This window comes from Saccharopolyspora soli, assembly GCF_022678645.1.
GTDB classification, from domain to species: Bacteria; Actinomycetota; Actinomycetes; order Mycobacteriales; family Pseudonocardiaceae; genus Saccharopolyspora; species Saccharopolyspora soli.
In genome coordinates, this window is record NZ_JALBWV010000005.1 from 200,050 (window position 1) to 225,366 (window position 25,317).

At 68.9% G+C, this 25,317-nt stretch carries 24 protein-coding genes; 14 read left to right on the plus strand and 10 right to left on the minus strand.

The genetic code is table 11. The features are described 5' to 3' along the window. Window position 1: 1 nt before the first annotated feature. Genes MOQ72_RS05870 through MOQ72_RS05905 form a run of 8 tightly spaced genes read left to right on the plus strand, consistent with a single transcriptional unit; the run spans window position 2 to window position 8,206 of the window. Complete coding sequence (locus MOQ72_RS05870; RefSeq protein ID WP_242181042.1) at window positions 2-988, plus strand: ABC transporter permease; 987 nt, start codon at window positions 2-4, stop codon at window positions 986-988. Beyond that, a complete protein-coding gene (locus MOQ72_RS05875; protein ID WP_242181043.1) occupies window positions 985-1,845 on the plus strand; it encodes an ABC transporter permease in 861 nt (286 codons plus the stop codon). Before MOQ72_RS05870 ends, MOQ72_RS05875 begins: the two co-directional genes overlap by 4 nt. After that, complete coding sequence (locus tag MOQ72_RS05880; RefSeq protein WP_242181044.1) at window positions 1,842-2,618, plus strand: SDR family NAD(P)-dependent oxidoreductase; 777 nt, start codon at window positions 1,842-1,844, stop codon at window positions 2,616-2,618. The genes MOQ72_RS05875 and MOQ72_RS05880 overlap by 4 nt, the downstream gene beginning before the upstream one ends. Then, window positions 2,615-3,460: a polysaccharide deacetylase family protein gene (locus MOQ72_RS05885; RefSeq protein WP_242181045.1), complete on the plus strand. Its 846-nt coding sequence runs from the start codon at window positions 2,615-2,617 to the stop codon at window positions 3,458-3,460. The genes MOQ72_RS05880 and MOQ72_RS05885 overlap by 4 nt, the downstream gene beginning before the upstream one ends. After that, window positions 3,453-4,409: an ABC transporter ATP-binding protein gene (locus MOQ72_RS05890; RefSeq protein ID WP_242181046.1), complete on the plus strand. Its 957-nt coding sequence runs from the start codon at window positions 3,453-3,455 to the stop codon at window positions 4,407-4,409. The genes MOQ72_RS05885 and MOQ72_RS05890 overlap by 8 nt, the downstream gene beginning before the upstream one ends. Then, a complete protein-coding gene (locus tag MOQ72_RS05895) occupies window positions 4,409-5,374 on the plus strand; it encodes an ABC transporter ATP-binding protein (protein ID WP_242181047.1) in 966 nt (321 codons plus the stop codon). Before MOQ72_RS05890 ends, MOQ72_RS05895 begins: the two co-directional genes overlap by 1 nt. Further along, the gene (locus MOQ72_RS05900) at window positions 5,371-7,557 is read left to right on the plus strand and encodes a penicillin acylase family protein (RefSeq protein WP_242181048.1); all 2,187 of its coding nucleotides are present in this window, start codon (window positions 5,371-5,373) and stop codon (window positions 7,555-7,557) included. The genes MOQ72_RS05895 and MOQ72_RS05900 overlap by 4 nt, the downstream gene beginning before the upstream one ends. Continuing rightward, a complete protein-coding gene (locus tag MOQ72_RS05905; protein ID WP_242181049.1) occupies window positions 7,550-8,206 on the plus strand; it encodes a GntR family transcriptional regulator in 657 nt (218 codons plus the stop codon). The genes MOQ72_RS05900 and MOQ72_RS05905 overlap by 8 nt, the downstream gene beginning before the upstream one ends. A 16-nt stretch (window positions 8,207-8,222) precedes the next feature. On the opposite strand, the gene MOQ72_RS05910 is transcribed toward MOQ72_RS05905, so the two are convergent. After that, window positions 8,223-9,308 (minus strand): aldo/keto reductase, encoded by a 1,086-nt coding sequence (locus tag MOQ72_RS05910; protein WP_242181050.1) that lies wholly within the window; start codon window positions 9,306-9,308, stop codon window positions 8,223-8,225. Between the two features lie 163 nt (window positions 9,309-9,471). Between MOQ72_RS05910 and MOQ72_RS05915 the strand changes: the two genes are divergently transcribed. After that, window positions 9,472-10,377, plus strand: coding sequence for a LysR family transcriptional regulator (locus tag MOQ72_RS05915; protein WP_242181051.1), 906 nt, complete (start codon window positions 9,472-9,474; stop codon window positions 10,375-10,377). Between the two features lie 11 nt (window positions 10,378-10,388). Here the strand turns inward: MOQ72_RS05915 and MOQ72_RS05920 are convergent, their stop codons facing one another. Further along, window positions 10,389-10,919, minus strand: coding sequence for a nuclear transport factor 2 family protein (locus tag MOQ72_RS05920; protein ID WP_242181052.1), 531 nt, complete (start codon window positions 10,917-10,919; stop codon window positions 10,389-10,391). A gap of 134 nt (window positions 10,920-11,053) precedes the next feature. Here MOQ72_RS05920 and MOQ72_RS05925 point away from each other — a divergent pair, with 134 nt between their 5' ends. After that, complete coding sequence (locus tag MOQ72_RS05925; protein WP_242181053.1) at window positions 11,054-11,950, plus strand: LysR family transcriptional regulator; 897 nt, start codon at window positions 11,054-11,056, stop codon at window positions 11,948-11,950. 200 nt (window positions 11,951-12,150) lie between these two features. Here the strand turns inward: MOQ72_RS05925 and MOQ72_RS05930 are convergent, their stop codons facing one another. After that, the gene (locus tag MOQ72_RS05930; protein ID WP_242181054.1) at window positions 12,151-12,807 is read right to left on the minus strand and encodes a maleylpyruvate isomerase N-terminal domain-containing protein; all 657 of its coding nucleotides are present in this window, start codon (window positions 12,805-12,807) and stop codon (window positions 12,151-12,153) included. 342 nt (window positions 12,808-13,149) lie between these two features. On the opposite strand from MOQ72_RS05930, the gene MOQ72_RS05935 reads away from it, so the two are divergent. Further along, window positions 13,150-14,304 carry a L,D-transpeptidase gene (locus tag MOQ72_RS05935; RefSeq protein WP_242181055.1) on the plus strand — a complete coding sequence of 385 codons (1,155 nt, stop codon included), beginning with the start codon at window positions 13,150-13,152 and terminating at the stop codon, window positions 14,302-14,304. Here MOQ72_RS05935 and MOQ72_RS05940 read toward each other — a convergent pair. The 6 genes from MOQ72_RS05940 to MOQ72_RS05965 all read right to left on the minus strand — a co-directional run bounded on the left by MOQ72_RS05940 (window position 14,289) and on the right by MOQ72_RS05965 (window position 21,165). Beyond that, on the minus strand, window positions 14,289-15,431 hold the full coding sequence (locus MOQ72_RS05940; RefSeq protein WP_242181056.1) for an Lrp/AsnC family transcriptional regulator: 1,143 nt from the start codon (window positions 15,429-15,431) through the stop codon (window positions 14,289-14,291). The genes MOQ72_RS05935 and MOQ72_RS05940 overlap by 16 nt on opposite strands. Next, window positions 15,359-16,288, minus strand: coding sequence for an alpha/beta fold hydrolase (locus tag MOQ72_RS05945; protein WP_242181057.1), 930 nt, complete (start codon window positions 16,286-16,288; stop codon window positions 15,359-15,361). Before MOQ72_RS05945 ends, MOQ72_RS05940 begins: the two co-directional genes overlap by 73 nt. Before the next feature lie 175 nt (window positions 16,289-16,463). Further along, complete coding sequence (locus MOQ72_RS05950; RefSeq protein WP_242181058.1) at window positions 16,464-17,360, minus strand: ABC transporter permease; 897 nt, start codon at window positions 17,358-17,360, stop codon at window positions 16,464-16,466. Window positions 17,361-17,371: 11 nt separating this feature from the next. After that, window positions 17,372-18,334, minus strand: a complete 963-nt coding sequence (locus MOQ72_RS05955; protein WP_242181059.1) for an ABC transporter permease — start codon at window positions 18,332-18,334, stop codon at window positions 17,372-17,374. 15 nt (window positions 18,335-18,349) lie between these two features. Beyond that, entirely contained in the window at window positions 18,350-19,957 is a 1,608-nt protein-coding gene (locus MOQ72_RS05960; RefSeq protein ID WP_242181060.1) for an ABC transporter substrate-binding protein, read from the minus strand. Further along, on the minus strand, window positions 19,957-21,165 hold the full coding sequence (locus MOQ72_RS05965; RefSeq protein WP_242181061.1) for a dipeptidase: 1,209 nt from the start codon (window positions 21,163-21,165) through the stop codon (window positions 19,957-19,959). Before MOQ72_RS05965 ends, MOQ72_RS05960 begins: the two co-directional genes overlap by 1 nt. 204 nt (window positions 21,166-21,369) lie before the next feature. Here MOQ72_RS05965 and MOQ72_RS45105 point away from each other — a divergent pair, with 204 nt between their 5' ends. After that, window positions 21,370-22,392 (plus strand): ABC transporter ATP-binding protein, encoded by a 1,023-nt coding sequence (locus MOQ72_RS45105; RefSeq protein WP_242181062.1) that lies wholly within the window; start codon window positions 21,370-21,372, stop codon window positions 22,390-22,392. Further along, complete coding sequence (locus MOQ72_RS05975) at window positions 22,376-23,410, plus strand: ABC transporter ATP-binding protein (protein WP_242181063.1); 1,035 nt, start codon at window positions 22,376-22,378, stop codon at window positions 23,408-23,410. Before MOQ72_RS45105 ends, MOQ72_RS05975 begins: the two co-directional genes overlap by 17 nt. 58 nt (window positions 23,411-23,468) lie before the next feature. On the opposite strand, the gene MOQ72_RS05980 is transcribed toward MOQ72_RS05975, so the two are convergent. After that, window positions 23,469-23,906 carry a helix-turn-helix domain-containing protein gene (locus MOQ72_RS05980; protein WP_308197850.1) on the minus strand — a complete coding sequence of 146 codons (438 nt, stop codon included), beginning with the start codon at window positions 23,904-23,906 and terminating at the stop codon, window positions 23,469-23,471. A gap of 273 nt (window positions 23,907-24,179) precedes the next feature. On the opposite strand from MOQ72_RS05980, the gene hemC reads away from it, so the two are divergent. Then, window positions 24,180-25,178, plus strand: a complete 999-nt coding sequence (gene hemC, locus MOQ72_RS05985) for a hydroxymethylbilane synthase (protein WP_242181064.1) — start codon at window positions 24,180-24,182, stop codon at window positions 25,176-25,178. Window positions 25,179-25,317 lie beyond the last annotated feature (139 nt).

Here is a 25,317-nt window from a genome sequence, read left to right on the forward strand (position 1 = left end):
CATGACGGCGATCGCGATGCCCACCCGTCGGCGCACCAGCAGCATCCCGGCCACGCCGCGCTACGTCGCGGGCCGGATCGGGCAGGCCGTGCTCGCGCTCTTCGGCGTGACCACCATCGTCTTCTTCGCGCTGCGCCTGTCCGGCGACCCCGCCCGGCTGCTGGTGCCCGAAGGCGCCACGGCCGAGGACATCGAGCGCGTCCGCGACCAGTTGGGGCTGAACGCTTCCCTTTGGCAGCAATACCTTTCGTTCCTCGGCAACGCGGTGCGCGGCGACCTCGGCTACTCCTTCGTGCAGAACCGGCCCGCGACGACGCTCATCGCCGAACGGCTGCCCTACACCGCCAACCTCGCGGTCGCCGCCCTGCTGTTGTCCCTCCTCTTCGGGGTTTCGATCGGCGTGATCACCGCGCTCAACCGCGGTCGCTGGCAGGAACGGGTGCTCATGCCCATCGTGCTGATCGGGCAGGCGATGCCAGCGTTCTGGACCGGCTTGCTGCTGGTGCTGGTGTTCTCGGTGGGACTGCGCTGGCTGCCTTCGACCGGTTATGACGGCCCGCTCTCGCTGCTGCTGCCCAGCGTCACCCTCGCGTCGCTGTCGGCCGCCGCGATCGCCCGCGTGACCCGTGGCGCGGTGCTGGAACAGCTCTCGCAGGACTACGTCCGCACCGCGCGGGCCAAAGGCGCCGGGACGACCCGCCTGGTCGTGCGACATCTGGCCCGCAACAGCGCGATTCCGGTGCTCACCGTCGCCGCGCTGGAGCTGGCGAATCTGCTCGGCGGCGCGGTGGTCACCGAGGTGATCTTCGCCTGGCCCGGCATCGGGCAGCTGACCATCCAGTCCGTGGCCGCTCGGGACTTCCCCGTGGTGCAGGCGATCGTGCTGTTCGCCTCGGCGGTCTACATCGTGATCAACCTGCTCACCGATCTGCTCTACTGCGTGATCGACCGGCGAGTGGCCAGCGGCCTGACCGGGGGTGCGGCATGAACCGGCGAGGCGTGCTCATCCCGCTCGTAGTGCTCGCGATCTACGTGCTGGCCGCGATTTTCGCGCCACTGCTCGCGCCGCACGACCCGAATGCTGTCACGCTGGCACAACGGCTGCTGCCGCCCGGCGCGCACCACCTGCTCGGCACGGATGCGCTCGGCCGCGACGTGCTGTCCCGCGTCATCTACGGCGCTCGGGTCTCGCTGCTCGTCGCGGTGGGCGCGGTGCTCGTCGGCGGGGTCGTCGGAGTCGCGCTCGGCATGATCGCGGCGTGGCGCGGCGCGAAGGTCGGTGCCGTGCTCATGCGGCTCGTGGACATCGTGCTTTCGGTGCCGTTCTTCCTGCTCGCGATCCTCGTCGTGGCGGTGCTCGGACCGAGTCTGCTCAACGTCGTGGTGTGCCTGGCGCTGGTGCGCTGGCCGCGCTACGCCCGCGTCGCGCACTCCGCGACCCTGCAGACCCGCAGCCGCGGCTTCGTCCGGGCGGCGACGGCGACCGGCGCGCCGGGCTGGTGGATCGTGCTGCGACACGTGCTCCCCGAGGTGCTGCCGGTGGCCATCGTCGTCGGCACGCTCGAGCTCGGGCTGATGGTGATCTACGAAGCGTCGCTGTCGTTCCTCGGGTTGGGGGTGCAGCCACCCACGGCGTCCTGGGGCTCGATCCTCTCCGATGGCCAGCAGTACATCGCCTCCGCCTGGTGGCTGGCGACGTTCCCCGGCATCGCGCTGTTCCTGCTGGTGCTGGCGGCGAATCTGCTGGGCGACGCGGCGCGCGACCGGCTCGACCCGGCCAAGCGCGCGGAGCTACCGCGCTCCCGGCTCTTCCAGCGGGCCACGATGCGGAGGAAGGCGGCATGATCCCCGACTACCGCGACGAGTTCACCGGCAAGCGCGTGGTCATCACCGGCGCGGCCGGACTGATCGGCACGTGGACCGCCGAGGCGTTCCACGCCCAGGGTGCGGAGTTGCTGCTCTCGGACAACAGGTCCGAGCCGTTGGCCAGTCTCGCCGGAAAGCTTGGCGCGCACGGTGTCGTCGCCGATCTGAGCACCGCGGACGGTGTCACGGCGTTGACGGACGCGATCGACGCGCGTTGGCCAACCGCCGACATCCTCATCAACAACGCCGGTGTCTACCCGCGCACTCCCGTGTCCACAACGGACAGAGCAATGGTCGAGCGCATCTTCGACATCAACGTCATCGCGCCCTACCAGCTCGCCCAGCACGTGATCGCCGCGATGACCCGGACCGGCACCACGGGCTGCATCGTCAACATCTCCTCCGGCGCCGCCAAACGGCCCACCCGGACCGGCGGGGTGTACTCGGCGAGCAAAGCGGCGCTGGAAATGCTCACCCGCTCGCTCGCGCTGGAAACCGGCGAAGCCGGGATCCGCGTCAACTGCGTCGGCCCCGGCTTCGCGCCCGGCAGCGAAGTCAGCGAGCTGCCCGACGAGCACATCGCGAAGATGCGCGCGGCGATCCCGCTGGGCCGCACGTCCGGGCCGGGCGACGCGCCGTCGGCGATCCTCTGGCTGTGTTCGAACGCGGCCTCCTTCGTCACCGGCACCACGCTGGACGTCGACGGCGGTCGCACTGCGGGCGACTTCACCCCAACAGGAGGTGGATCATGACCTATCCGTGGCCCGGTGGGGCGCGTGCCGCCGTGTGCTTCACGCTCGACTTCGACGGCGAGTCGCCGTACCTGTGGCGCACCAGGAACAACCCCGGCGACGCGGTCGGCGAGCTGGAGCAGCGCCGGTACGGCCTGCGGCGCGGGATCATGAACCTGCTGTCCATGATGGACAACCTTGGGCTGCGCGCCACGGTCTTCGTGCCGGGTTGGATCACGGATCGGTACCCCGACCAGGTCGCCGAGGTGCACCGCCGGGGGCACGAACTCGCGCTGCACGGCTGGTGCCACGAACCGCCGACAACCTTGGCCCGCGACGAGCTGCACCGCACCCTGGTGCGCGCCGCCGACGCGCTCAGCGCCATCTCCGGCGAGCGGCCCACCGGCTACCGCTCGCCCAGCTGGGACATGAACGCCGCGATCTTCCCCGTGCTGCACGAACTCGGCGTCGACTACGACAGCTCGCTGATGGGCGACGACCGGCCGTACCTCGTGGACGGTCTGGTCGAGGTTCCGGTGGACTGGGCCACCGACGACGCGCCGTACTACCGCTACGTCGGCGGTGATCCGCGGCCACCAGCGACGACACCGACGCTGCGGGGCGGTTGGGCCGCGGAGATCGCGGCGGCCAAGCAGCACGGCACCCTGTGCATGCTCACCGTGCATCCGTGGATATCGGGGCGACCCGCTCGCGTCGCCGCGTTGGAAGCACTGCTGGCACCGGTCGTCGAAGACCACGCGGTGTGCATGCCGACTGTCCGCGAGCTGGCGGAGCACCACCGCAAGCACGGCGAAGGCTACGACGTTTCACTTGAGCGGTTGGGCAGGCCGGAGCATGACTGAACTGCTGGACGTGCGGGACCTCCGCGTCGACTTCGGCGCCGGACGCGAGGCCGTGCGCGGCGTCGACCTGAGCATCGGGCGCGGGGAAACCCTTGCCGTGGTGGGCGAATCGGGCTGCGGCAAGAGCCTCACGGCGCTCGCGCTGCTCGGTCTGACGCCCCCGGCCGCTCGGGTGTCCGGGTCCGCGAAGTTGGCGGGCACCGAGCTGATCGGCCGCGATGATCGGGAACTGCGCAAGATCCGGGGCGACCGGGTGTCGATGATCTTCCAGGACCCGATGAGCTCGCTCAACCCCACTGCGAAGGTCGGCGCCCAGATCGCCGAGGTCCTCGCGATCCACACCCCGATGCGCCGGTCCGCGCGGCTGCGACGGGCGGTGGAGCTGATGGAGTCGGTGGGCATCACCGACGCGGCGGCGCGGGCGAGGCAGATGCCGCACGAGCTCTCCGGCGGGATGCGCCAGCGCGTGATGATCTCCATCGCGCTCGCCGGTCAGCCGGATCTGCTGATCGCCGACGAGCCGACCACCGCGCTCGACGTGACGGTGCAGGCCCAGGTGCTCGCACTGCTGCGGGAGCGCACCCGCGATACGGCGCTGCTGTTCATCACGCACGACATGGGAGTGGTCGCGGAGATCGCGGATCGAGTCGCGGTGATGTACGCGGGCAAGGTCGTCGAGACCGGAACGGCGCGCGAGGTGCTCGAATCGCCCAGCCACCCCTACACCGCGGCGCTGCTGCGTTCGGTGCCCGACCCGGACCAGCCGCCCATCGGTGAGCTGCCGACCATTCCCGGACAGGTACCGGCCGTCGGTGAACGCATCGAAGGCTGCCCGTTCCGGCCGCGCTGCGCCCGCGCCGACGACGCGTGCGGCACGGCGCCCGAACTCTCCGGTGACAGCCATGTGTCGGCGTGTTGGCACCCCGAGACAGGGATGGAGGTCGCGTGATGACGGATCTCGTTGTCGCGGAAGGACTGGTGAAGCGCTACCCGGTGCGCGGCGGCACGGTCGCCGCGGTGGACGGGGTCGGGCTGCGCATCCCGCGTGGCACGACGTTGGCGCTGGTCGGCGAGTCCGGCTGCGGGAAATCCACGACCGGACGGCTGCTGCTCGCGCTGGAACGTCCCGACGAGGGCACCGTCGAGGTGTCCGGGCACGCGGTGCACTCGATCGCCAAGCGCGAGCTCCGCCAGCTCCGGCGCAGCATGCAACCGGTGTTCCAAGATCCGTACGACTCGCTCAACGGCCGGATGACGGTCGGGCAGATCGTCGCCGAACCGCTGCGGGTGCACCGGTTCTCCGGCGACATCGGGGCGCGGGTGCGCGAGCTGCTGGACGCGGTCACGCTGTCCCCCGCGCTCGCCGAGCGCTATCCGCACGAGCTCTCCGGCGGCCAGCGCCAACGGGTCGCGATCGCACGGGCCATCGCGTTGGACCCGGAGTTCCTGGTGTGCGACGAACCGGTGTCCGCATTGGACGTTTCCGTGCAGGCGCAGGTGGTCAACCTGTTGCGGCGGCTGCAGGACGAGCGGGGCATCACGTACCTGTTCATCAGCCACGACCTGGCGCTGGTGCGGTACCTGGCGCACCGGGTCGCCGTCATGTACCTCGGCCGGATCGTCGAAGAGGGCGACACCGAAGAACTCTTCGCCGACCCGCGCCATCCCTACACGCAACTGCTGCTCGCCGCCGTACCCCGGCCGCGCGTGCGGGAACAGGCCCGTCCGGACACCATCCGGCAGATCGGCGAGCCCACCGGCGCGTTGGCGCAGCGCACCGGGTGCGCGTTCGCGCCGCGCTGCCCGCTGGCAACCGACCGCTGTCGCACGGAAGATCCCGCACTGCGACCGCTTTCCGGCAACCGCGCGGCAGCCTGCCACTACGCCGAGACAGCACAGGTCGGTGCAGCATGATCACCCGCGACGAGTACGGCATCCCCACCGTTGTCGCCGAAACCGAGCAGCGGGCCTGGTTCGAGCTCGGCTGGGCCGCCGCCGAGGACCGGCTGTGGCAGTTGGAATACGACCGGCGGCGGGCACGCGGGCGATGGGCCGAGGTGGTCGGTGCGGCCGGGCTACCGGCCGACCGGCTCGCGCGCAGGCTGCGGCTGGCCGACGCGGCTGCGGTGGACGTCGCGGCCATGGATCCGCAGACGCTGGGCACTTTCGAGCAGTACGCGGCCGGGATCAACGCGTACGTGGCCGAGCGCGGCACACCGGTCGAGTACGACCGCGGTGGGATCGGCTGGGAGGCGTGGACTCCACGGGATTCCGTGCTGGCGTTCAAGATCCGTCACGTGCTGATGGGCACCTGGCAGTACAAGATCGCCCGTGCGGTGCTGCGCGCACGGGCCGGGGCGGAGGTGGCTGAGAAGCTGAACCCGCGGCCGCTGCCGGGCATGCGGGTGACGGTGCCGCCGCTGGACCGGATCCCGGACCGCGACCCGCGCGCCGAACTGCTGGAGCAGGCCAGGGCGGACGTCGAGGCGGCGGCCGAGCACCTGGGTTTCCTCGCCGAGTCGGAAGGCGGCTCGAACGCCTGGGTGCTCGGCCCCAGCCGCACGAAGACGGGAAAACCGTTGCTGGCCAACGATTCCCACCGCGCGCTCGACGCGCCGAACACCTACTGGCAGGCGCACCTGAGCTGCCCGGAGTTCAGCGCGTCCGGCGCGACGTTCCCGGGCATCCCCGGCTTTCCGCACTTCGGGCACAACGGCCGGGTCGGCTGGGCGATCACGAACGCGGCAGGTGACGCGCAGGACCTGTTCGTCGAGCAGTTCCGCGACGGACAGGTCCGGACGGCGGACGGTTGGGAAGTCGCTGAGGTACGCGACGAGCGCATCGCCGTGCGCGACGGCGAAGACCACATCGAGCGCTGCTGGCTGACGCCGAACGGTCCGGTGGTGCACGGCGATCCGGCCAGTGGCGCTGCGGTGTCGTTGCGGTGGACGGCCACCGACGGCGCTTGCGAGCAGTTCGGCGTGCTGCGGCGGATGTTGTTGGCAGGCGACGTGCACACCCTGCTCGACGCGCAGGACGGCTGGGTGGACCCGCTCAACAACCTGGTCGCCGCGGACGTCGATGGACACATCGGCTACCTGCTGCGCGGTCAGCTGCCTGCCCGCGAAAGCCTTGCGGCGGCTCAGGTTCCGGTGCCCGGCTGGAAGCGCGAGCACCACTGGCGCGGACGCGTGGCCTTCGACGAGATGCCGCGGACCGAAGATCCGCCTGATGACATCATCGTGACGGCGAACAACACGGTGACGGCCGACGAGCGGCCGTTCGTCTCGCACGCGCTCAACGATTGCTACCGCGTCGAGCGCATCCACGAGCTGGCGGCGGCATCCGGTCCGGCGACCGCCGCGGACATGCGGGCCTGGCAGGGCGACACCCGCTCGGTCGCGGCGCGGCGGTGGTCGGAGCTGCTGGCCGCGCGGGGGCCGTTCACGGGCGACGCCGAGCACGCTCGCGCGCTGCTCGCATCGGGCGAAGGCGACCTGGGGCCCGGCAAGACCGTGGGTTTGGTGCACGCGTGCTTCCGTCGGGAGGTCGCGCGCCGGGTGCTGGATCGCGAGATCGGCGCAGAGACGCGGGCGTGGCTGATGGAATGCGGACTGCCGGGCATGCCGGTGGTGCTGCGGCGCTGGTTCGCCCACCTGACCTGGCCGCGTGACGGCGTCCTACCAGCTCAGGAACTGGATGACGAACTGCTCGCCGACGCGCTCGCCGCGGCCTGGCGGCAGGCGAACCGGTCCGGGCTTCGGCCGTGGGGCGAGGTGCACCGAACGGCGGCCCGCCATCCGCTGCATCCGGTGGTGGGCGACGAGTTCGACCCGCCGCGCGTGGGACTCGGCGGCGACAACGAGACCATCCAGAACGGCGCGTACGGCTGGGAACCCGGCGCGGCCTTCGACATCACCAACCTGTCGGTGTACCGGCAGGTCCTCGACCTCGCTGAGTTGGACTCGTCGGGATGGGTGATTCCCGGCGGAGCCTCCGGACAGCCCGGCACGGCGCATTACGCTGATCAACTGAGCAGTTGGCAACGGCACGAGCTCGTCCCGATGCATCCGGAGGTGACGCGAGCAGGTGAGTGACCGGCCTCCCGAATCGGCCGGTTTGGTCCGTGCCGCGTACTTCGCGGTCCGCGAGGCGGTGCTGAACCGGCAGTTGCTACCTGGCCAGCGGGTGACGGTGCGCCCCTTCGCGGAACAGCTCGGCATCTCACCGACGCCGGTGAAGGCCGCGCTGGCGATCCTCGAACGCGAGGGCTTCCTGGTGGCACGCCAGCATTCCGGCTACTTCGTCGCCGAGCTGACGGCAGCCGACATGCGCGACATCTACGAGCTGCGCGCGGCCATGGACACGCTCGCGGCTCGGGACATCGCCCGGAATCGGCCGCCGGAACTGATGGAACGGCTCCGCGACCTGATCCACGGGCAGCGCCGGGCACTGAACGGCGGCGACGTCGAACGCTACGCCGAACTGGACCGCGAGTTCCACGCGCTGATCTGGCGGGGCTCGTCGAACCGCCGACTGCTGGCGATCGCGGACCTGCTCGGCGCTCAGCTGCAACTCGGCCAGAACGTGACGATCAAGGTGCCGGGACGGCCCGAGGCGAGCCTCGACGAGCACGAGGAAATCGTGGACGCCCTGCTCGCCTGCGATACCGCCGCCGCCGAACAAGCCACCCGACGCCACGTCACCCAAGTCATCCGCGCCCTCGAATCCGCCCTGCCGACCTGAACGGCGCCATGACCACCTACGAAGGCCACCAGGGGCTGCGTCTGCGGATTTCGGCTTGGGCGCGGGAAACCAGGCCGTTGAAACGTTTGCCGGGGTACCACGGTATCGACTCCAGTTGGTCGAATCCCGGTACCGACTCCATGTGGCGCAGCATCCGGTTCCGCATCTCCGGATCCGGCAGTGGGCCGCGCATGGCCGCGACGTTCTCCAGGAGGTGGTCCGGGTTCGTCGTCGCGGGCAGCGCACAGGTCACCGCCGGATGCGAGATGATCCACTTCAGGAAGAACTCCGCCCAGGTCCGGATGCCGAATTCGCGCGCGAACCCCGGAACCTCCCGGCCCGCCACGAGGTGGTGCAGCCGCGCCTTCTCCAACGGCATGCAGACGAGCACCGCGACACCGCGCTCAGCGGCCGCGGGCAGGATGCGCTCCTCGGCCTGCCGCGTGGCGATCGAGTACCGGACCTGGACGAAGTCCAACTCGCCTCGTTCCAACCAGTTGGCCAGCGGCCCGTAGTAGTTCACGTCGTGGTGCGTCACCCCGATGTAGCGGACGCGGCCCTCTTTTTTCCACGCGTGGAACAACGGCACGTGGCAGTCGACGTTCACCAGGTTGTGGCACTGGATGACCTCGATCTTGCCGTCGTCGGACAGCCGTGCCACCGAGTTTCGGAGGCTGCGTGCCGCCACGTCGTCGTCCCAGAGGTATTCGCCGGTAGCCCAGATCTTGTTGGTCACGAACATCTCGGACTTGATGTTCATCTCGGACGCGAAGGCGGCGAGGTTGGACTCCGAGGCACCGTACAGCGGGGAGGTGTCGACGATCCGCCCGCCGATTTCCCAGTAGCGCCGGAGAACTTCGCGGAGGTGGGCGGTTGGCGCGCCGGGAACGGTGTCGAAGGTCATGAACGTTCCCAGCCCGACCGCGTTCAGGCGCTCATCCGTCCCCGGAATCGGCCTCGTGATCAGGTCTCCCGCTGCTCCACCCGGCTCCGCTGATGCGGCGCTGGCCGGGAGAACGGTCCCCGCAGCACCGAGTGCTGCGGCTGCGAGCACTTGCCGCCGAGTCGCCGTGGACGATCCGGCTTGGCGTTCCGCTGGCACAGCCTCAACTCCTCTTCATTCCCGACGCCTGTTGGCAGGGCGTCACGTCTGACGCCGGGGCTTTCGCCGCGCCCGGTGCGTGTCATTCCGATCAACACCAAGGCTTCCAGCAGCCCGGCGCGGGCGACCACACCTGTTGGGACCGACGAGATACCTTCGGGGTATGGCGATCGATCTGCGGCTGATGCGGTACGTGATCGTGGTTTCCGAGGCGGGCAGCTTCGAGGCCGCTGCCGAGCGCCTGCACATGACGCAACCGCCGCTGAGCCGTCAGATCCGCGATCTCGAACGGGAGTTGGGCGTCGAACTCTTCCACCGCCGTCCGACTCGGCTGACCGAGGCCGGTCGGGTGTTCGTCGAGTCGGCCCGCGAGGTCCTCGCCGCCGCCGAACGGACCGTCGAGCGCACCCGCCACGCCGGACGTGCCCGGACCGGCACCGTGCGGGTCGGCTACACGGTGACGGCGGCGTTCGCCGAGATGCCGAAGCTGTTCGACGCGATGCGCGAGCAGCATCCCGGCATCCGCGTCGACGCCCGCGAGGCGTGGGACTCCGAACTCTCCGCGGCCGCGGAGAACGACGAACTCGACGTCGTCCTGGGCCGCTACGTTGCGACACCGCCGACGTGCCAGCGCACCACGCTGCGGCGCGACCGCTTCGCCGTCGTGGTGGGCAGCGCGCACCCGCTCGCCGGGCGCGACGCGGTTTCGCTCAGCGACCTGCGCGGTGAGACCGTCCGCTTCTTCCCCCGCACATTCGCACCCCGCTACTACGATGCGACGCTCGCCGCCCTGCACAGCACCGGCGAAACCTTCGAGATCTGGGAGAACCCCCTGCCGGGGCTGCGAAACCTCAACGTCCACCTGAAGGATCGAGGATTCATGTTCCTCCCGCTGTCGCTGCGGGACCACCTGCCGGGCGGCGTCGCGTGCCTCCCGATCCCCCACGACCTACCGGTAAACCTGGACATCGCCTGGCGGCGGCCACCACAACCGGCAACGCGCGCCCTCGTCGAAACCGCGTGCCGACTCGCGCGCGAGGAGGGCTGGATACCCGGCCCACCCGGATGACGCGCGGATCCTCATGAGTTCACGTCGAGCCGATCCGGTATCGGGGCCAATGGGAAGTTGTTCCAGAAGAACGCGTCCGCCGCGTGCTGGTCGCCGGGGTAGTTGACCGCCTCGACGATGCGACCGTCCCGGATCCGGAACGCCAGTGCCCAGGTGGTGTCCAGCCCCTCCGGCGCGGTGCTCCAGCCGCGGTGCAGGTCCACGACCCACTCGCCGTCCGCGGCGAGGAAGTACGTCTCCGCCCGCATCCCGGCACGGCCGAGTTGGGTGAAGAACGCGATGACCTCGTCCACTCCGCGCTTCGTGCCCGCCAGCGGGTGGTGGCCGGGGATGGTCCACGAGATGTCGGCGGCGAAGAACCGATCGCGCAGCGCGTCGAGGTCGCCCTCGGCGTAGGCGGCGTAATACTCCCTGATCAGCGTGACGTTGGGATGCTCACGTCCGCTGGCGGCAGCCGCTGGGCCCGCAACGGCTCCGACGGCGAGACCGGCCGCCGAAAACCCGGCCGCGCGCAGCAGCGCCGCACGAGAGACTCCAGCCATTGGTGCTCCTTCCTGAGACGACGTCGAATCGGGAAAACCCCGCGAAATCCAGGAAACCGGCGCTGCCACCACGAGTCCAAGACCTTTGGCCATACAGTGAACGCATAGGTCACGACCAGGCAGGAGGCCGCCGCGTGGACGTGGATACCCGCACCCTGCGGTACTTCGTCGAACTCGCGGAGCAGCTGAACTTCACCCGCGCCGCGGAACGGCTCTTCATCTCGCAGCCCTCGCTGAGTCGACGGATCCGCCGCCTGGAGGAGGACCTGCGAACCCCGCTGTTCGAGCGGACCGGCCGCGAAGTCCTGTTGACGCCTGCGGGCAAGGCATTTCTGATCGCGGCGCGGCAACTGATCTCCGATTGGCATGCCGCGCAGCAGACCGCCCGAGCTGCGGGCAGATCCCGCGCCCTGCGGGTCGGATTCTCAGCTTCGGGAGCCGGACCACTGGCTACCCAGGCGTATGCCGAGTTCATGCGCCGCCAACCGAGTGTCCGCGTCGAGCCGAAACGCTTCGACTGGGGCGGCGAGGTCCTGGCGCTGCACGAAGGGTGGGTCGACGTCGCGTTCGTGTGGCTGCCCGCTCGAACGATCGGACTGCGCACTGAGATCGTGAGCGTGGAGCAACGCATGGTCGGCCTACCCGCATGGCACCCGCTGGCCGAACACGACGCCGTCTCGATCAGGGACCTCGCCGCGGAGCCGATCATGTGGACCCGACGGGCACCGAGGGAATGGGTGGATTGGTGGGCGGTGAATCCTCGACCAGACGGCAGTGAACCGATCTGGGGCCCGGAGAACGACAACGTCGAGGAGATGCTCGAACACGTGGCCTCGGGTGCGGCGATCTGCATCAGTCCGGAGTCGATGAGCGCGAACTACGGCCGCGCCGACATTGCCTGGCGCCTCATCACCGACATCGCACCCCTGCGAATCGCGCTGTGCACACCAGCCGAAACCTCGGACCCCCTGATCATGACCTTCGCCGCGGTAGTCCGCCAACTCGCCACCAACCCGACCCGAACCTCCTGAACGCGCACCGGTCCAGCTTCGCACGTGCCCAACGGTGCTGGGCGAGGCAGTGGCCAGCGCAGGTTGTCCTATATGGACAGATTTGCTAGGAGTAGGTGCAATCGTGTTGGTGCGACTTCTGTGCCCGAAGCCGCGAGGGAAGGCTGTGGTTTTCGCTGATTCTCGCGAAATCGCCACGCGCCGAAGGTTCCGCTACACGATCATCCGAGGACGAACGGGAGTCTCGCGGCCAGCTCGCCCAGCTCGGCCTTCTCCGCGTCGGTCGGGGCACGCCGTCCGGTGCCGACCAGCAGCGCGTCCTCGTCGGAGAACGACGCGGGGAACGCGGCTCCGGCGATCTTCTCCAGCATCTCGCGTGACCGAGCGAGCCCCTGCGCGGGCACTTCCGCCGCGTCCGGGAGGTGTGCAATCAGGTCGAGGTGGTGCAGCGTCCACTCCAGGACGTACGCGGCGAGGTAGTCGGCCGCCGTGAGGACCTGATCACGGGTGCTGACCCGCAGCCCCGGATCGGCGAGTTCGGCGGCGCGGCCAGCGGCGGAGCCGACGTCGTCGAGGTGGAACTTGAGCAGCCACGGCTCCTCGTACGCGGCGGCCAGCCGGACGATCAGCGCGTCCAGCGGGTCGTCGCCCGTCGGCGGCGTTTCAGCGACGTCCCAGTAGGTCAGCGCGTTCCGGGTGGGCTCCGCGTCGGCGGGTGTCACGAGGGTGATCAGGACGTCCTGAGCGTCGATGACCAGGTGGCACACCAGGTCCCGCACGAGCCAACCCGCACAACCGGACGGCTGCGCGAAGTCCTCGTCCGAGAGCTCGGCAACCGCCGTCCGCAACGCTGCCCAGGAGGGTGAGAAGAGATCCACGGCCGCAAGCTAGCAGCAGCCGTCCGCTCCCAGCGACCAATTAGGCCACCCCCGCGAATGCCGCGTTCAGAGGCGCAGGAGGTGGACTGGGGTCGGGTGGACTTGGAGCCCAGTTGCCCGCTCACGACCCCGTTCGGGTGAAGGGTGAGGGGCACCTGTGACCGAGTAACTGGGTCACAGGTGCCCCTCACCCCGTGACGTCACCCCTGTGGGGGCTTGTCGGGTGGGTTTGCGGGGGTGCGGCTGGGAGGTCGCGGGATCGGGTTACATGATCGTGTTGAGAACTTGCACTTGGCCCCGGACAGTGGTTTCCGACGTCGAGCTACTGGACTGGGGGCTGGGATGCGGTTTGCAACAGCGTGGCGCATCACCGTCGTGGGCGTGCTCGCCTTCGCACTGACGGCTTGCTTCGGACCGCAGCCGTCCGTTGCGACGGTGACTGCCTCAATACCCGATCGGGCCGCACAGGTCGCTCCCAGCGAGCCGCTGGTCGTCAACGCTCACCAGGGCACACTCACCTCGGTCACCGTGACCGCGAACGGCGCGCCGGTGCCCGGTGCGGTGGAGCCCGGTGGCCGCCGGTGGAGCAGCACCGCGCCGCTGGGGTTCGGCACGACCTACCACGTGCAGGCCCAGGCGCAGGACGAGGACCAGCGGTTGTCCATCCCGCTGAATTCCACCTTCAGCACCGCCACGCCCGTGGACACGGTCACCGTCGACCGGACCCGACCCACCGACGGCGACACGGTCGGCATCGCCATGCCGGTGTCGATCTACTTCAGCAAGCCGGTGACCGACCGGGCCGCCGTCGAACGCCGCCTGTCGGTCGAGCCGTCGGTACCGACCGAGGGTTCGTTCCACTGGATGGCCGATGACCAGGTCAACTGGCGTCCCAAGGAGTACTGGAAACCGGGCACCAAGGTCCGCGTGCGCGCGAAGTTGTACGGCGTGGACACCGGTGGCGGCGTGATGGGAACCGCCGACCACGAGACCAACTTCGTCATCGGGCGGGACCAGCGCGCGGTCGGCGACGTGAACACCCACATGTTCACCGTCTTCCAGGACGGCCAGCAGGTCCAGCAGTTCCCCGCCTCCTACGGCCGCAGCGTCTACCCGACCCAGTACGGCATCCACGTGGCCTTCGAGAAGCACACCTCGGTGCGGATGCGCTCGGACACCTGGGGCGGGCCGCAGAAGGGCCAACCCGGTTACTACGACGAAGTTCTCCCGCACGCCGTGCGGATCTCGAACAACGGGGAGTTCGTGCACGTCAACCCGGCAACCGTCGGCGTGCAGGGCGAGGCCAACGTTTCGCACGGATGTATCAACCTCTCACCGGCCAACGGCAAGTGGTACTTCGACTTCGTGCAGATGGGCGATCCGGTGGAGATCATCGGTTCGGAACGGCCGCTGACCCCGGCGGATGGCGACATCGCCGACTGGACCATCCCGTGGGACGACTACGTCAAGGGCAGCGCGCTCTACCAGCCCCGCTGACCGCGCGGCCCGACCTCGGCGCCAGCCGATCCGACGCCGAACCCCTCGAAGGCGACATCGTCGGCCAGGTGCTCGGCCAGTTGGTCGCGCCACCACGGCGTCTCCACGAAGCCCCGCTTCAGCGACAGCAGTTCCACCGACGCGCTCCACCCGACCACACCCGGCAGGTTGGCCAGGGTGGAGGTGGTGAATTCGAACAGCCCCTTGGTCGAGGTGGCGATGACCTCGCAGAGCAACGAGTTGCCGTCCAGCGTCGCGGCGAGGTAGCGGACGGACCGGTGCCGCCGCATGGCGTCGGCGACCTCGTTGAGCTTGGCCGGTTCGACGCTCACCGTCAGCACCGTCTCGGCCTCCAGCCCGAGGGCCGCAGCCGGGACGATGGTGACCACCGTGGCGCAGCCGTCGCCGGTCATCCGTTCGAACCGCCGCCGCACGGTGCTCTCGTTGAGCTCCAGGACGTCCGCGACGGATTTGAAGCTGGCCCGCCCGTTCTCCCGCAGCACGGCCAGGATCGCCCAGTCGATCTGGTCCAGGTGCGACGGCTCGCACAACGTCGGCTCGGCGACCTGGGACCCGCCGCCGGTCTCGTCGCCGAGCAGCTGGCGGCTCCAGTCGTGCGACACCTTGTAGACGTGCAACAGCAGATCGCTGTACCAGCGCTCGACCCCCGGAATCGTCTGGAGCTCCAGCATGGTCTTCGGGTACCGGGTCGGCCCGGCGTCGACCACCAGCTCGACCGCGATGTCGTACGGCCCGGTGATCAGCGCCGCCCACCGGACGTCGTCGCGCGCCACCAGCTGCGCGGCGACCTCCAGCTGGGTGCCGGGTCGGCAACCGATCCGGACGAAGAACGTCTCCACCGGACCGGTGCTGCCGAGCCTGGGCATCACCGCGACCCGGACCACCCCGTCGGCGACCAGCTGCTGGACCCGCCGGGCCACCGTCGGCACCGAGGTGCCGCAGGCGGCGGCGATCGCCGTCCAGCTCGCCCGCCCGTCCTGCTGGAGCGCCACGACGATTCGCCTGCTGAGGTCGTCGACCGTGTCGAGCCCGGTCAACTTGCGGGATTCGCGGCGGGCGGGACCGGGCAGACCTCGGCCAGGAATTCCCGCACCGTCCTCGTCCACGTTTCCGCCTCCTCGATCTGCGGTGAATGCCCCGACTTCTCGAAGACCACCAGCCGGGCGCCGGGTACCAGTCCGGCGATTGCCTCGCTGCACGCCACCGGGGTGATCCAGTCCGTCCTGCCAACGGTGATCAACGTCGGACAGGTGACGGACGGGAGCACCGGTTTGAGATCGTATTGCGGAATGTTCACCGAGAACGCGTAGTTGTGGGCCTCGTAACGGTACGGCGTTGCCTGGACCCGCTGTTCGACCGTGGCCGGGTCGTAGTGGAAGTCGTACAGCGGGAGGATTTCGCGCCAGCAGTCGCGGAGGTCGTCGTCGTCCCGGACCTGCCCCTCGAAGATCCGGTCCAGCTTCTCCTGGTCGACCTGCACCCGTGCGGAGGCGAGCGCGTTGGCCCGCGCCTGCTCCTCGTGCGAGTTGTCCGGAGAGGTGTCCCGCAACACCAGGGCACGCACCCGGTGCGGATAGCGCGTGGCGTACTCCATCGCCATGAAGCCGCCGTAGGAGCCACCGGCCATGATGATCTGCTCGGCCCCGATCCATTCGCGCAGCGCGTCGATGTCGGCGGCCCACTGCTCGTGGCTGTACGGCCCGTTGCCTTCGCTCTCGCCGGAACCGCGGGCGTCGAACACCACCACCCGGTAGGTGTCGGCGAGCCGGCCGAAGCTGGCCCGCGGCTCCGCTCGGGACCCCAGACCCGGCGCCCCGTGGTGCGCGATCAGCACGGGTGCGTCCTCGGGGCCGAGCACTTCGACCGCCAGCCGGTTGCCGTTGATCTCGACGAACTGCGCGGTCGTGTCGGCGGCGGCGAACTCCGGCGACACCCCGTCCTTCGAACCGTCCTGTGTGGACATTCATGCTCCCGATTCGTCCGAGTGCCTGTCTTTGCTCTTGTTCTTGAAGCGGCGAAGCCGCCCCGACGTGGTGAATTGGCATTCATGATGTCGGGGATCCCACAGCGAGACGGTGTCTGACGTTCCGCTACCCGCACCGCAACTCAAAACGAGTTCGGAAGACAGTCTCATCCGGTCAACGCCTGGTCTGCGGGTTTCGGGCGTCGTTGTACGCCGTCGAAAGCAGGGTCGAGGCGAGCACCAGCAGGAAGATCGCCAGGGACGGGAACAGCGGCAGCCACCACGCGGTGGACATCGCACCAGCCTGCTGCGTCTCGTAGAGGATACGCCCCCACGACCACGTGTTCGGGTCACCGAGTCCCAGGAAAGCCAACCCGGCGGCGGACAGCACGGCTCGTGACGCGGTGAGCACCACCGACACCAGGATCAGCGGGGTCACCGCCGGAACGATGTGCCGCGTGATGATCCACACCGGCGAGTTCGTCATCAGGCGCGCGGCGTCCACGTAGGGCAGCCGCACGACGGCGAGGGCCTGCGACCGCACCACCCTGGTGACCTCGGGCCAGGAGAACGCCGCGATCACCACGATGATGGTCATCGTGCTCGGCCCGACCAGCGCCGCGACCAGGATCATCAGCGGCAGGATCGGCAGGGACAGGATCAGGTCGACGAGCATCCCGATCGCCCCGTCGAGCCGGGGGAAGTAGGCGCCCACGACCGCCAGCAGCGTGCCGACCAGGATGGCGATCAGCGAAGCCGCCGCGGCCACCAGCAGGCTCTGCCGGGCTCCCCAGACCACCTCGGCGTACACGTCCAGTCCGAGGCTGTCGGTGCCGAACCAGTGCTGGGCGGAAGGCGGCGAGAGGACGACATCGCCGTATCCGGCCGGATAGGTGGCCAGCAGCGGCGCCGCGAGCGCCACGACCACCAGCAGGACGAGCACGGCGAGGGCGACCAGGCCCAGCGGCTCCCGGCGGAAACCGCGCCAGGTGGCCAGCGCGGCGCGGGGCATATCGCCAGCCGCCGCCTGCTGTTGCGGTGCGTCCGCGGACACGGGTTCGGAGGTTGTCATCTCTGCACCCCTCACGACGTCTTCACCCTGGGATCAAGCACGCCGTAGACGATGTCGGTGATCATGTTGGCGGCCACGACCGTCGCCGCGAGCAGCAGGAAAGCGCCCTGCAGCACGGGGAAGTCCAGTTGCGTGACCGCTTCGTAGATGCCGCGCCCGATTCCGGGATAGGCGTAGACCGTCTCGATGAGCACCGCGCCACCGACCAGGAAGCCCAGTTGCAGGCCCACCAGCGTGGTGGTCGGCAGCAGGGCGTTGCGCAGCGCGTGCTTCCACAGCACCCGCCGGTAGGGCAGACCGTTCGCGCGGGCGAGGACGACGTAGTCCGCGCCGAGCGATTCGATCAGCGTGGAGCGCATCGTCAGGACGTAAGCGCCCAGTTGCGCGGCCACCAGCGACAGGCAGGGCAGCACGAGGTGCTGGAGCACGCTCAGGTACCACTCCATCTCGTAGGTGCCGTCGGTGAAAGCGCCCCCGATGGGGAACCAACCGAGCCGCAGGCCGAGCACGTAGAGCAGCAGGATGCCCAGGCTCGGGATGAACAGCGACTGCCCGGTGACCGAGACGACCTGCACGGCCCGATCCCACAACCCGCCGGACCGGGCCGCCGCCAGCACCCCGAGCGGAATCCCGAGCAGCACTGTGACCAGCAACGACGATCCGGCCAGCAACAACGTCCAAGGCAGCCGGTCCAGCAATACGCCGAGTACCGGAACGCCCTGGGTGAACGACGTCCCGAGGTTGCCCTGCACCAGCTGGCCCAGGTAGTCCACGTACTGCACCGGCAGCGGCTGGTCCAGCCCGTACTGGGCGAGGATGGTCGCCCGGATCTCGGGTGTCATGTTCGGGCTCGCCAGTGCCAGTGCCGGGTCACCGGGCAGCAACCGAAGCATCAGGAACGTCACGGTCACCGCGAACCAGATGGTGAGAACACCCCGGCCCAACCTCTTGAGCACGAACAACGACAGCGACATCCGGGCGCCTCCCGACTAGCCGACCTTGGTCGCCGAGGCGACCGACACCGGGTTGACGATGGACAGCAGCTCGCTGGGCTCGACGCTGAAGCCCTGCCAGTTGGCGCGATGCGCCACGAAGAGGTTCTGGGTGTACATGATGTTGTCGTACACCTCGTCGCGGACCAGCTTCGCGGCCTGCCGCGCGATGGGGATCTGCGCCTGCTGGTCGAAGGTCACCCGCAGCTTGTTGATCAAGTCGGTCAGCCGCGGATCGTCCACGTGGCCGTAGTTGATCGACCCGTCCGGCAGGTAGGCCAGCGCCATGTTCGTCGCCGGATCGTCCATGATCGCGAAGTTCCCGGCGTAGATGTCGTAGTCCCCCTTGTCCCGCATGGACAGGTAGGTGTTGCGCTCCAGGCCCTGCAGGTCGATCGTGATCCCCGCCTTGGCCGCGCCGTCCTTGACCAGCGTCGCCCACTGCGCGGTGACCGGATCCTGCAACGAGTAGATGAGCCGGAAGCGCAGCGGGAAGTTGCCCGCGGCGTCGGCCTGGTACCCGGCTCCGGTCAGCAGCTGGCGGGACAGCTCCGGGTTGTGCTCGTACTCCGTGATCGACTTGTCGTGGAACTCCGAGAGCACCGGAATCAATTGGTTGGAGCCGGTGGAGACGGCCTGGCCCTGCAACACCACCCGGCGGATCGCGTCGTAGTCGACCGCGTGCGCGAGCGCGAGCCGGACGTCCTTCTTGGCGAGGTCGGGCCGGTCCATGTTGTAGGCCATTTGCGCGTACCCGAGACCGGGCACCTGTTCCACCTTGATCCCGGAGGTGTTCTGCAGCTCCTTGACCTGGGCCGGTGGCAGCGCGTTGGCGATCACGTCCACGTCGCCGTTCTTCAGGGCCAGGATCTCGGTGTTGATGTCGGGGTAGACCCGGTAGACGATCTTGGCCGACTTCGGCTTGCCGCCGGGCACCAACGGGTAGTTGTCGACCCGGTCCAGCGTGTAGCTCTGTCCATGTTGGACGTTGGTGAGCTTGTACGGCCCCGCGCTCACCCAGCCGCCGCCGCTGCCGTCGTTGGCGAACTTCGCCACCGAACCGGCGGGTTCGAACACGTGCTGCGGGACGATGTTGCCCCAGAAGCCGACTTCCGGGATGAGCGAGGAGTCCGGCTGGCTGAGCTTGACCTCGACGCGGGTGTCGGACACCGCAGTCGCCGCGGCGAGGTTCGTCAACTGGCCGTACAGCGTGCCGGACGGCGCGTCCCGCTTGACCGCGTTGAGCGTGTACGCGACGTCCTTGGCGGTCAGCGGGGTGCCGTCGGACCACTTCATGTCCGGTCGGATCTCGTAGTAGCCGGTGGTCGGATCGGTGTACCCCCAGCGCTGCGCGAGCTGCGGCTCCTTCTTGCCGTCCGCGCCGATGCTCAGCAGGTGCGGGTACATCAGGTTGGTGATCCAGTTGTCGCTGCGGCTGTTGCCGATCAGCGGGTTGTAGTTGACCACGTCGGTGGTGGTGGCGATCGTCATCGTCGCGTCGGTGGCGGGCTGGCCACCGGACTCCGGCCTGCTGGGCGCGCAGCCCGCGAGCAGTGCGCCCGCCAGCGCCGCCGCGGCGAGAGCCGCTATCGGTAACCGGGGCATCAGACCCAGACCTCCTTGAGGACCCGCATCGTGTTGCCCCCGACGACCAGGCGGATCTCGTCGTCGCTGTAGCCGTGCTTCACCAGCCAGCCGATGATGTTGTAGAAGCCCTCGGCCGGGTTCTCCAAACCGTCCACGTACGGCACCTTCTGGTACTCCACCGACCCGTGCGCCTGGCCGAGCGAGAGGTTGGCCGCGAACGCGTCGTGCAGACCGACGTGGTCGCCGAAGAGGGTGTCCGGCCCGAAGCTGACGTGCTCGATGCCGACCAGTTCCACGCAGTAGGTGAAGTGGTCCATCACCGAGTCGATGGAGTGCAGCGGGTGCTGCTTGGACAGCGTGGTGTGCGGGGCCGCTTCGATGCCGATCACGCCACCGCGTTCGGCGCAGGACTTGATCGTCTCGTCGTCCTTCATCCGGTTGGTCGGCCACACCGAACGGGCGCCCGCGTGGGTGATGAACACCGGTGTCTTGGACCGCCGGATCACGTCCAGGCCGGTCCGGTCGCCGGAGTGCGAGATGTCGATGGCGATGCCGAGCTTGTTCATCCGCTCGACGGCGCGATCGCCGAGGTAGGTCAGGCCGCCGTCGCCGCGTTCCTTCAGCCCGCTGCCGAGCAGGTTCGCCTCGGAGTAGGCGATGCCCATCTGCCGCACGCCGAAGCCGTACAGCACGTCCAGCCGGTCGATCTCGTTCTCGATCGGCGTCGCGGCCTCCAGCGCGAAGATGTGCGCGATCCGACCGGTCTGCTGGGCGTGCTCGATGTCGGCGACGCTCTCGGCCTTGATCACGAAGTCCTGGTGCGCGAGGTCGGCCATCCGCACCCCGAGGTCGAACAGCACGTCCTGGTACTTCCAGCCCGCGTCGGAGCTGATGCAGCAGGTGCCGTCCATCCCGTTGTCGAACACCGCGGTCAGGCCGGAGCGGGACAGCCCCTGGTACCCGGTGGGTTCGCGGCCCTGCTTGATGTGCTCGCGCAGTTCGCCCATGTCTTCCGGGAAGACCTGGACGTGCTCGTGCAGCGAGATGACCGTTTCCTCCCGCAGCAGGCGGCGGGTGCGCTCGGCCTGCTCGGTGGTGAGTTCGAGACCGGCGTACTCGGGGACGCGGCCGATCTGCGTGGCGTAGGCGAACTCGCGGTAGTCCTTGCCTGCTTCGAGGTACTCGTAGGCCGTGTAGCCGGTGTATCGGGCGGCGGGTTCGAGCACGTGGCTCTCCATTCGTGTTCGCGAGGACCGGTTCTCGGTGCCGCGAGCCGACGCTTCGGGGGGACTCGGCGGTTGACTCAGTCCGGTTTGATCCCGCAGAGTGTCATCATTATTCGGCGCCGATGTCAACGACTATGTTCAATCACGGCAGATTTGGCGAATAGATGAAACTTATCGGCAACACGAGTCATGTGAGATGGCACCGTGCAAGCGCAGCCGACCCGTCGTGACGACACCCCGGCCCGACCCGCGCTCCGGGTCCGGGGTCTCTCGGTCTCCTTCACCGCGGGGCGCGGCGTAGTACCCGCAGTGCGCGGGGTGGACCTCGACGTCGCCCGCGGCAAGCTCGTCGCGTTGCTGGGCGAGTCGGGCTCGGGCAAGTCGGTGACGGCACGCGCCGTCATGGGGCTCAGCGGCCCCGGCGCGCGGGTCGATGCCGACGAGATCTCGCTGGGCGGCACCGATCTCCGCGAGCTCGGCGAACGGCGGCTGCGCGACCTGCGCGGACAGCGAATGAGCCTGGTGTTGCAGGACGCGTTGTCCGCGCTCAACCCGGTGCTGACCATCGGTGACCAGCTCGGCGAGTTGTTCCGGGTCCACAGTGGAGCATCCAGGAAGGCTGCCGCGGCCCGCGCGGTGGACCTGCTCGGATTGGTCGGGATACCCGCCCCGCGACGCCGGGTCGGCGACTACCCGCACCAGTTCTCCGGCGGCATGCGGCAACGCATCCTGATCGCGATGGCGATCGCACTCGAACCGGAACTGCTCATCGCCGACGAACCCACGACCGCGCTCGACGTCACCGTGCAGGCCCAGATCCTCGACCTGCTGGGGCGGTTGCGGGAGCGGCTGGACATGGGCGTGCTGCTGATCACGCACGACCTGGCCGTGGTCACCGAGGTCGCGGACGAGCTGGCGGTGATGTACGCGGGCCGCATCGTCGAGCAGGGCGACGCGGACGCGGTGCTGACCCACCCGGCGCATCCCTACACCGAGGCGCTGCTGCACTCGGTCCCGCGGATCGAGCGCCGGGGCGAGGACCTGCTCACCATCCCCGGTGCACCGCCGAACCCGACCAGGGTGCCAACCGGTTGCCCGTTCCACCCGCGCTGCCACCGGGTCGTCGACCAGTGCCGGGCCATCCGGCCGGACCTGGTGCCCATCGGTGCCGCGCGGGCCACCGCGTGCCACCAGTCGGAGGTGATGCTCAGTGAGTCTGCCGGTTGACCGGAAAACGCCCGTAGCCGTCGCGGAGGACCAGGACGTCGTCCTGCGGGCGGAAGACCTCGCGCGCACCTACTCCGTCGGTTCGTTCCCGCGTCGGAGCCGGGTTTCCGCCGTCGACGGCGTCAGCCTGCGGTTGCGACGCGGTGAAGTGCTGGGCGTCGTCGGCGAATCCGGCTGCGGCAAGTCGACCCTGGCGCGCATGCTCGTCGGCCTCGAACGCCCGGACCGCGGCCGACTGATCTACCGCGGTGAGGACGTGACGGCAGGTCGGAGCCGCGATCGGCGGCGGCTGCGCGAGGGCGTGCAGATGATCTTCCAGGACCCGTACGCCTCGCTGGACCCGCGGATGACCGTGCTGGACCTCATCGCCGAGCCACTCGCCGCCACCGGCTCGGGAACCCGCGCGGAACGCCAGGAACGGGTTGCCGAATTACTCGGGTTGGTGGGACTTTCCACGGAGATGATGAGCCGGTACCCGCACCAGTTCTCCGGCGGTCAACGGCAGCGCATCGGGATCGCGCGGGCCCTCGCACTGCACCCGGACGTCCTGGTCTGCGACGAACCGGTGTCCGCGCTGGACGTCTCGGTGCAGGCCCAGGTCATCAACCTGCTCAGCGACCTGCAGAAGCGGCTGGGCGTCACCATCGTCTTCATCGCGCACGACCTGTCCGTGGTCCGCCACATCGCCGACCGGGTAGCGGTCATGTACCTCGGACGCATCGCCGAAATCGGCGACACCGCAACGATTTACGACGCCCCGGCCCACCCCTACACGCAAGCCCTGCTGTCGGCGGCGCCCCCATCGGAGAGATCGAACCGGGGACAGCTAGCGGACCGCCGAATCCTGGCGGGCGAACCGCCGTCCCCGGTGAACCCGCCAACCGGCTGCCGTTTCAACCCACGCTGCTGGATGGCCCAGGACACCTGCAACCACGAAACCCCACCACTGCGCGAAATCGGAACTGAAAACCGCCTCGCCGCCTGCCATTTCGCAGAGGAGGCCCTGCGCAGGGCATAGTCGCGCGCAGTACGGCGCGAGTTAACGGCGCGGCAGCGCTTCGTAGGCTTCGCGCAGATCACGCGCCTCCCGGAGTTGGCGCGACTCCACTGCCTTGACGACTTCCAGCGCTCGCCAGTGGTTCGACGGGACGTCCGCAGCTGGGGGACGAAGACTGCCGGGCGATCAGGTCCGCGATCTTGCTCGAATTCTCTTCCGCGACAACGGCATCGTACTCCGCAAGCAGTGCCCCATCGCATTTGCAGGTCTCGTCCGCCGTCTTCCAGAAGTCGCGCGACGGAAACTGCCGACCGGCTTCGATGTGCGATATCGAAATTCGCGAGTAGTGAGTCCTCCTGCCCAGTTCGCTCTGCTGAACACCGGCAGACTCCCGCTGTTTCGCAAGCATTGCACCGAGGGCACGACGCCGATCCATGACCGCCTCCGACTGACGTGCCATCACTCCTCCTCGCGTCTCCCTGCTCGTGACCGCTGGACTCCTGACCAGCGCAGCCATCGATCAACGGCAGGCCGTCGATACGAGGTGGGAGTTGGTTCCACCTCCTTTCCCACCTCGACTCCACAACACCTTCTGCGGACAGCCGGTCACGAACCTGGCCGTCCGACCGGTGCCGCGCACTGGCTGCGCGGAGTGCGTCGAGGTCTCCGTCCGCGATTACGCCAAGAGCCACCGTTGCGGGCCGGACTGCCAACAACTACCCGGTGAATACGTGTTTCCAGTGCGCGGGAAGATGCGCACAGCCTTTTTCGATCGGAGCGCACCACCACGATGAGCACAGCAATTGGAATGATGATCGACGACATCCGGGAACGGTTCACCGACGCGCCGCTGCGCATCGGCACCCGCACGACGCCGCTGGCAAAAGCGCAAACCCAACGGGTCGCCGACGTCATCAAGCACCACGTCCCCGACCTGGCCATCGAACCGGTCGGGATCGAAACCTCCGCCGACCTGTGGACCGGTGACCTGTCGCTGCTGGGCGGAAAAGGCAATTTCACCAAGGAAATCGACCGAGCGCTGATCTCCGGCAAAGTCGATATCGCGGTGCACTCCATGAAGGACGTCCCCGGCGACGTGCCCCTGCCCAAGGGAACCGCGTTCGGCGCATACCTACCGCGCGGCGACGTCCACGACGTCGTGATCACCCACGACGGCCGCCCGCTGGCCGACCTGCCCGACGGTGCCAAAGTCGGCACCTCTGCTGTCCGGCGACGCGCCCAGCTGTCCGTCTTCCGCCCGGACCTGATCATCGAACGGATCCGGGGCAGCGTGCACAGCCGGATCAAGAAACTCGACGACGGGGAATACGACGCAATCCTGCTGGCCCGCACCGGACTGCAACGCGTCGGCCTGGATCACCGGATCACCGAAACCCTGCCCACCGCGTGGATCGACGACTACAACCCGGCGATGGTCCCGGCCGTGGGCGCGGCCGTGATCGGGGTCCAGGCTCGCACCGCCGACGAACCGGTCATGGCCCTGCTGGACGAACTCAACGACCCCGACACCGCCCAGCACATCACCGCCGAGCGAACGATGCTGCACATGCTCCGAGGCCACTGCAACAGCCCCATCGCCGGACACGCCCACACCACGGCGGACGACCAGCTCAGCCTCTTCGGCATGGTCTTCAACCGCGACGGCTCGCAATGGGTCCGCTCCCACAGTTGGGGACCCACTGACGACCCGGCCAGCCTCGGCGCATGGGTCGCCGCGGACCTCCTCCGCCAAGGAGCACGCCACCTGATCACCGCCACCCGGAAGTGACCGCACACCCAGCCCCTGGGTCGCGCACCCCGTCACCGGTCGCTCCGCTGCAAACGGGGTCGGGGGGGGGGGGGGGCGCCCCCCCCCCCCCGGGGGGGGGCCCCCCCCCCGGGGGGGGGGGGGGGGGGGGGGGTTAAAC

Bases quoted from the DNA above. Each gene is read 5' to 3' on its own strand.
- MOQ72_RS05870 (WP_242181042.1), top strand. From the start codon at position 2: ATGACGGCGATCGCGATGCCCACCCGTCGGCGCACCAGCAGCATCCCG.
- MOQ72_RS05875 (WP_242181043.1), top strand. From the start codon at position 985: ATGAACCGGCGAGGCGTGCTCATCCCGCTCGTAGTGCTCGCGATCTAC.
- MOQ72_RS05880 (WP_242181044.1), top strand. From the start codon at position 1,842: ATGATCCCCGACTACCGCGACGAGTTCACCGGCAAGCGCGTGGTCATC.
- MOQ72_RS05885 (WP_242181045.1), top strand. From the start codon at position 2,615: ATGACCTATCCGTGGCCCGGTGGGGCGCGTGCCGCCGTGTGCTTCACG.
- MOQ72_RS05890 (WP_242181046.1), top strand. From the start codon at position 3,453: ATGACTGAACTGCTGGACGTGCGGGACCTCCGCGTCGACTTCGGCGCC.
- MOQ72_RS05895 (WP_242181047.1), top strand. From the start codon at position 4,409: ATGACGGATCTCGTTGTCGCGGAAGGACTGGTGAAGCGCTACCCGGTG.
- MOQ72_RS05900 (WP_242181048.1), top strand. From the start codon at position 5,371: ATGATCACCCGCGACGAGTACGGCATCCCCACCGTTGTCGCCGAAACC.
- MOQ72_RS05915 (WP_242181051.1), top strand. From the start codon at position 9,472: ATGGCGATCGATCTGCGGCTGATGCGGTACGTGATCGTGGTTTCCGAG.
- MOQ72_RS05920 (WP_242181052.1), bottom strand. From the start codon at position 10,919: ATGGCTGGAGTCTCTCGTGCGGCGCTGCTGCGCGCGGCCGGGTTTTCG.
- MOQ72_RS05935 (WP_242181055.1), top strand. From the start codon at position 13,150: ATGCGGTTTGCAACAGCGTGGCGCATCACCGTCGTGGGCGTGCTCGCC.
- MOQ72_RS05945 (WP_242181057.1), bottom strand. From the start codon at position 16,288: ATGTCCACACAGGACGGTTCGAAGGACGGGGTGTCGCCGGAGTTCGCC.
- MOQ72_RS05950 (WP_242181058.1), bottom strand. From the start codon at position 17,360: ATGACAACCTCCGAACCCGTGTCCGCGGACGCACCGCAACAGCAGGCG.
- MOQ72_RS05955 (WP_242181059.1), bottom strand. From the start codon at position 18,334: ATGTCGCTGTCGTTGTTCGTGCTCAAGAGGTTGGGCCGGGGTGTTCTC.
- MOQ72_RS05960 (WP_242181060.1), bottom strand. From the start codon at position 19,957: ATGCCCCGGTTACCGATAGCGGCTCTCGCCGCGGCGGCGCTGGCGGGC.
- MOQ72_RS05980 (WP_308197850.1), bottom strand. From the start codon at position 23,906: ATGGCTGCGCTGGTCAGGAGTCCAGCGGTCACGAGCAGGGAGACGCGA.
- hemC (WP_242181064.1), top strand. From the start codon at position 24,180: ATGAGCACAGCAATTGGAATGATGATCGACGACATCCGGGAACGGTTC.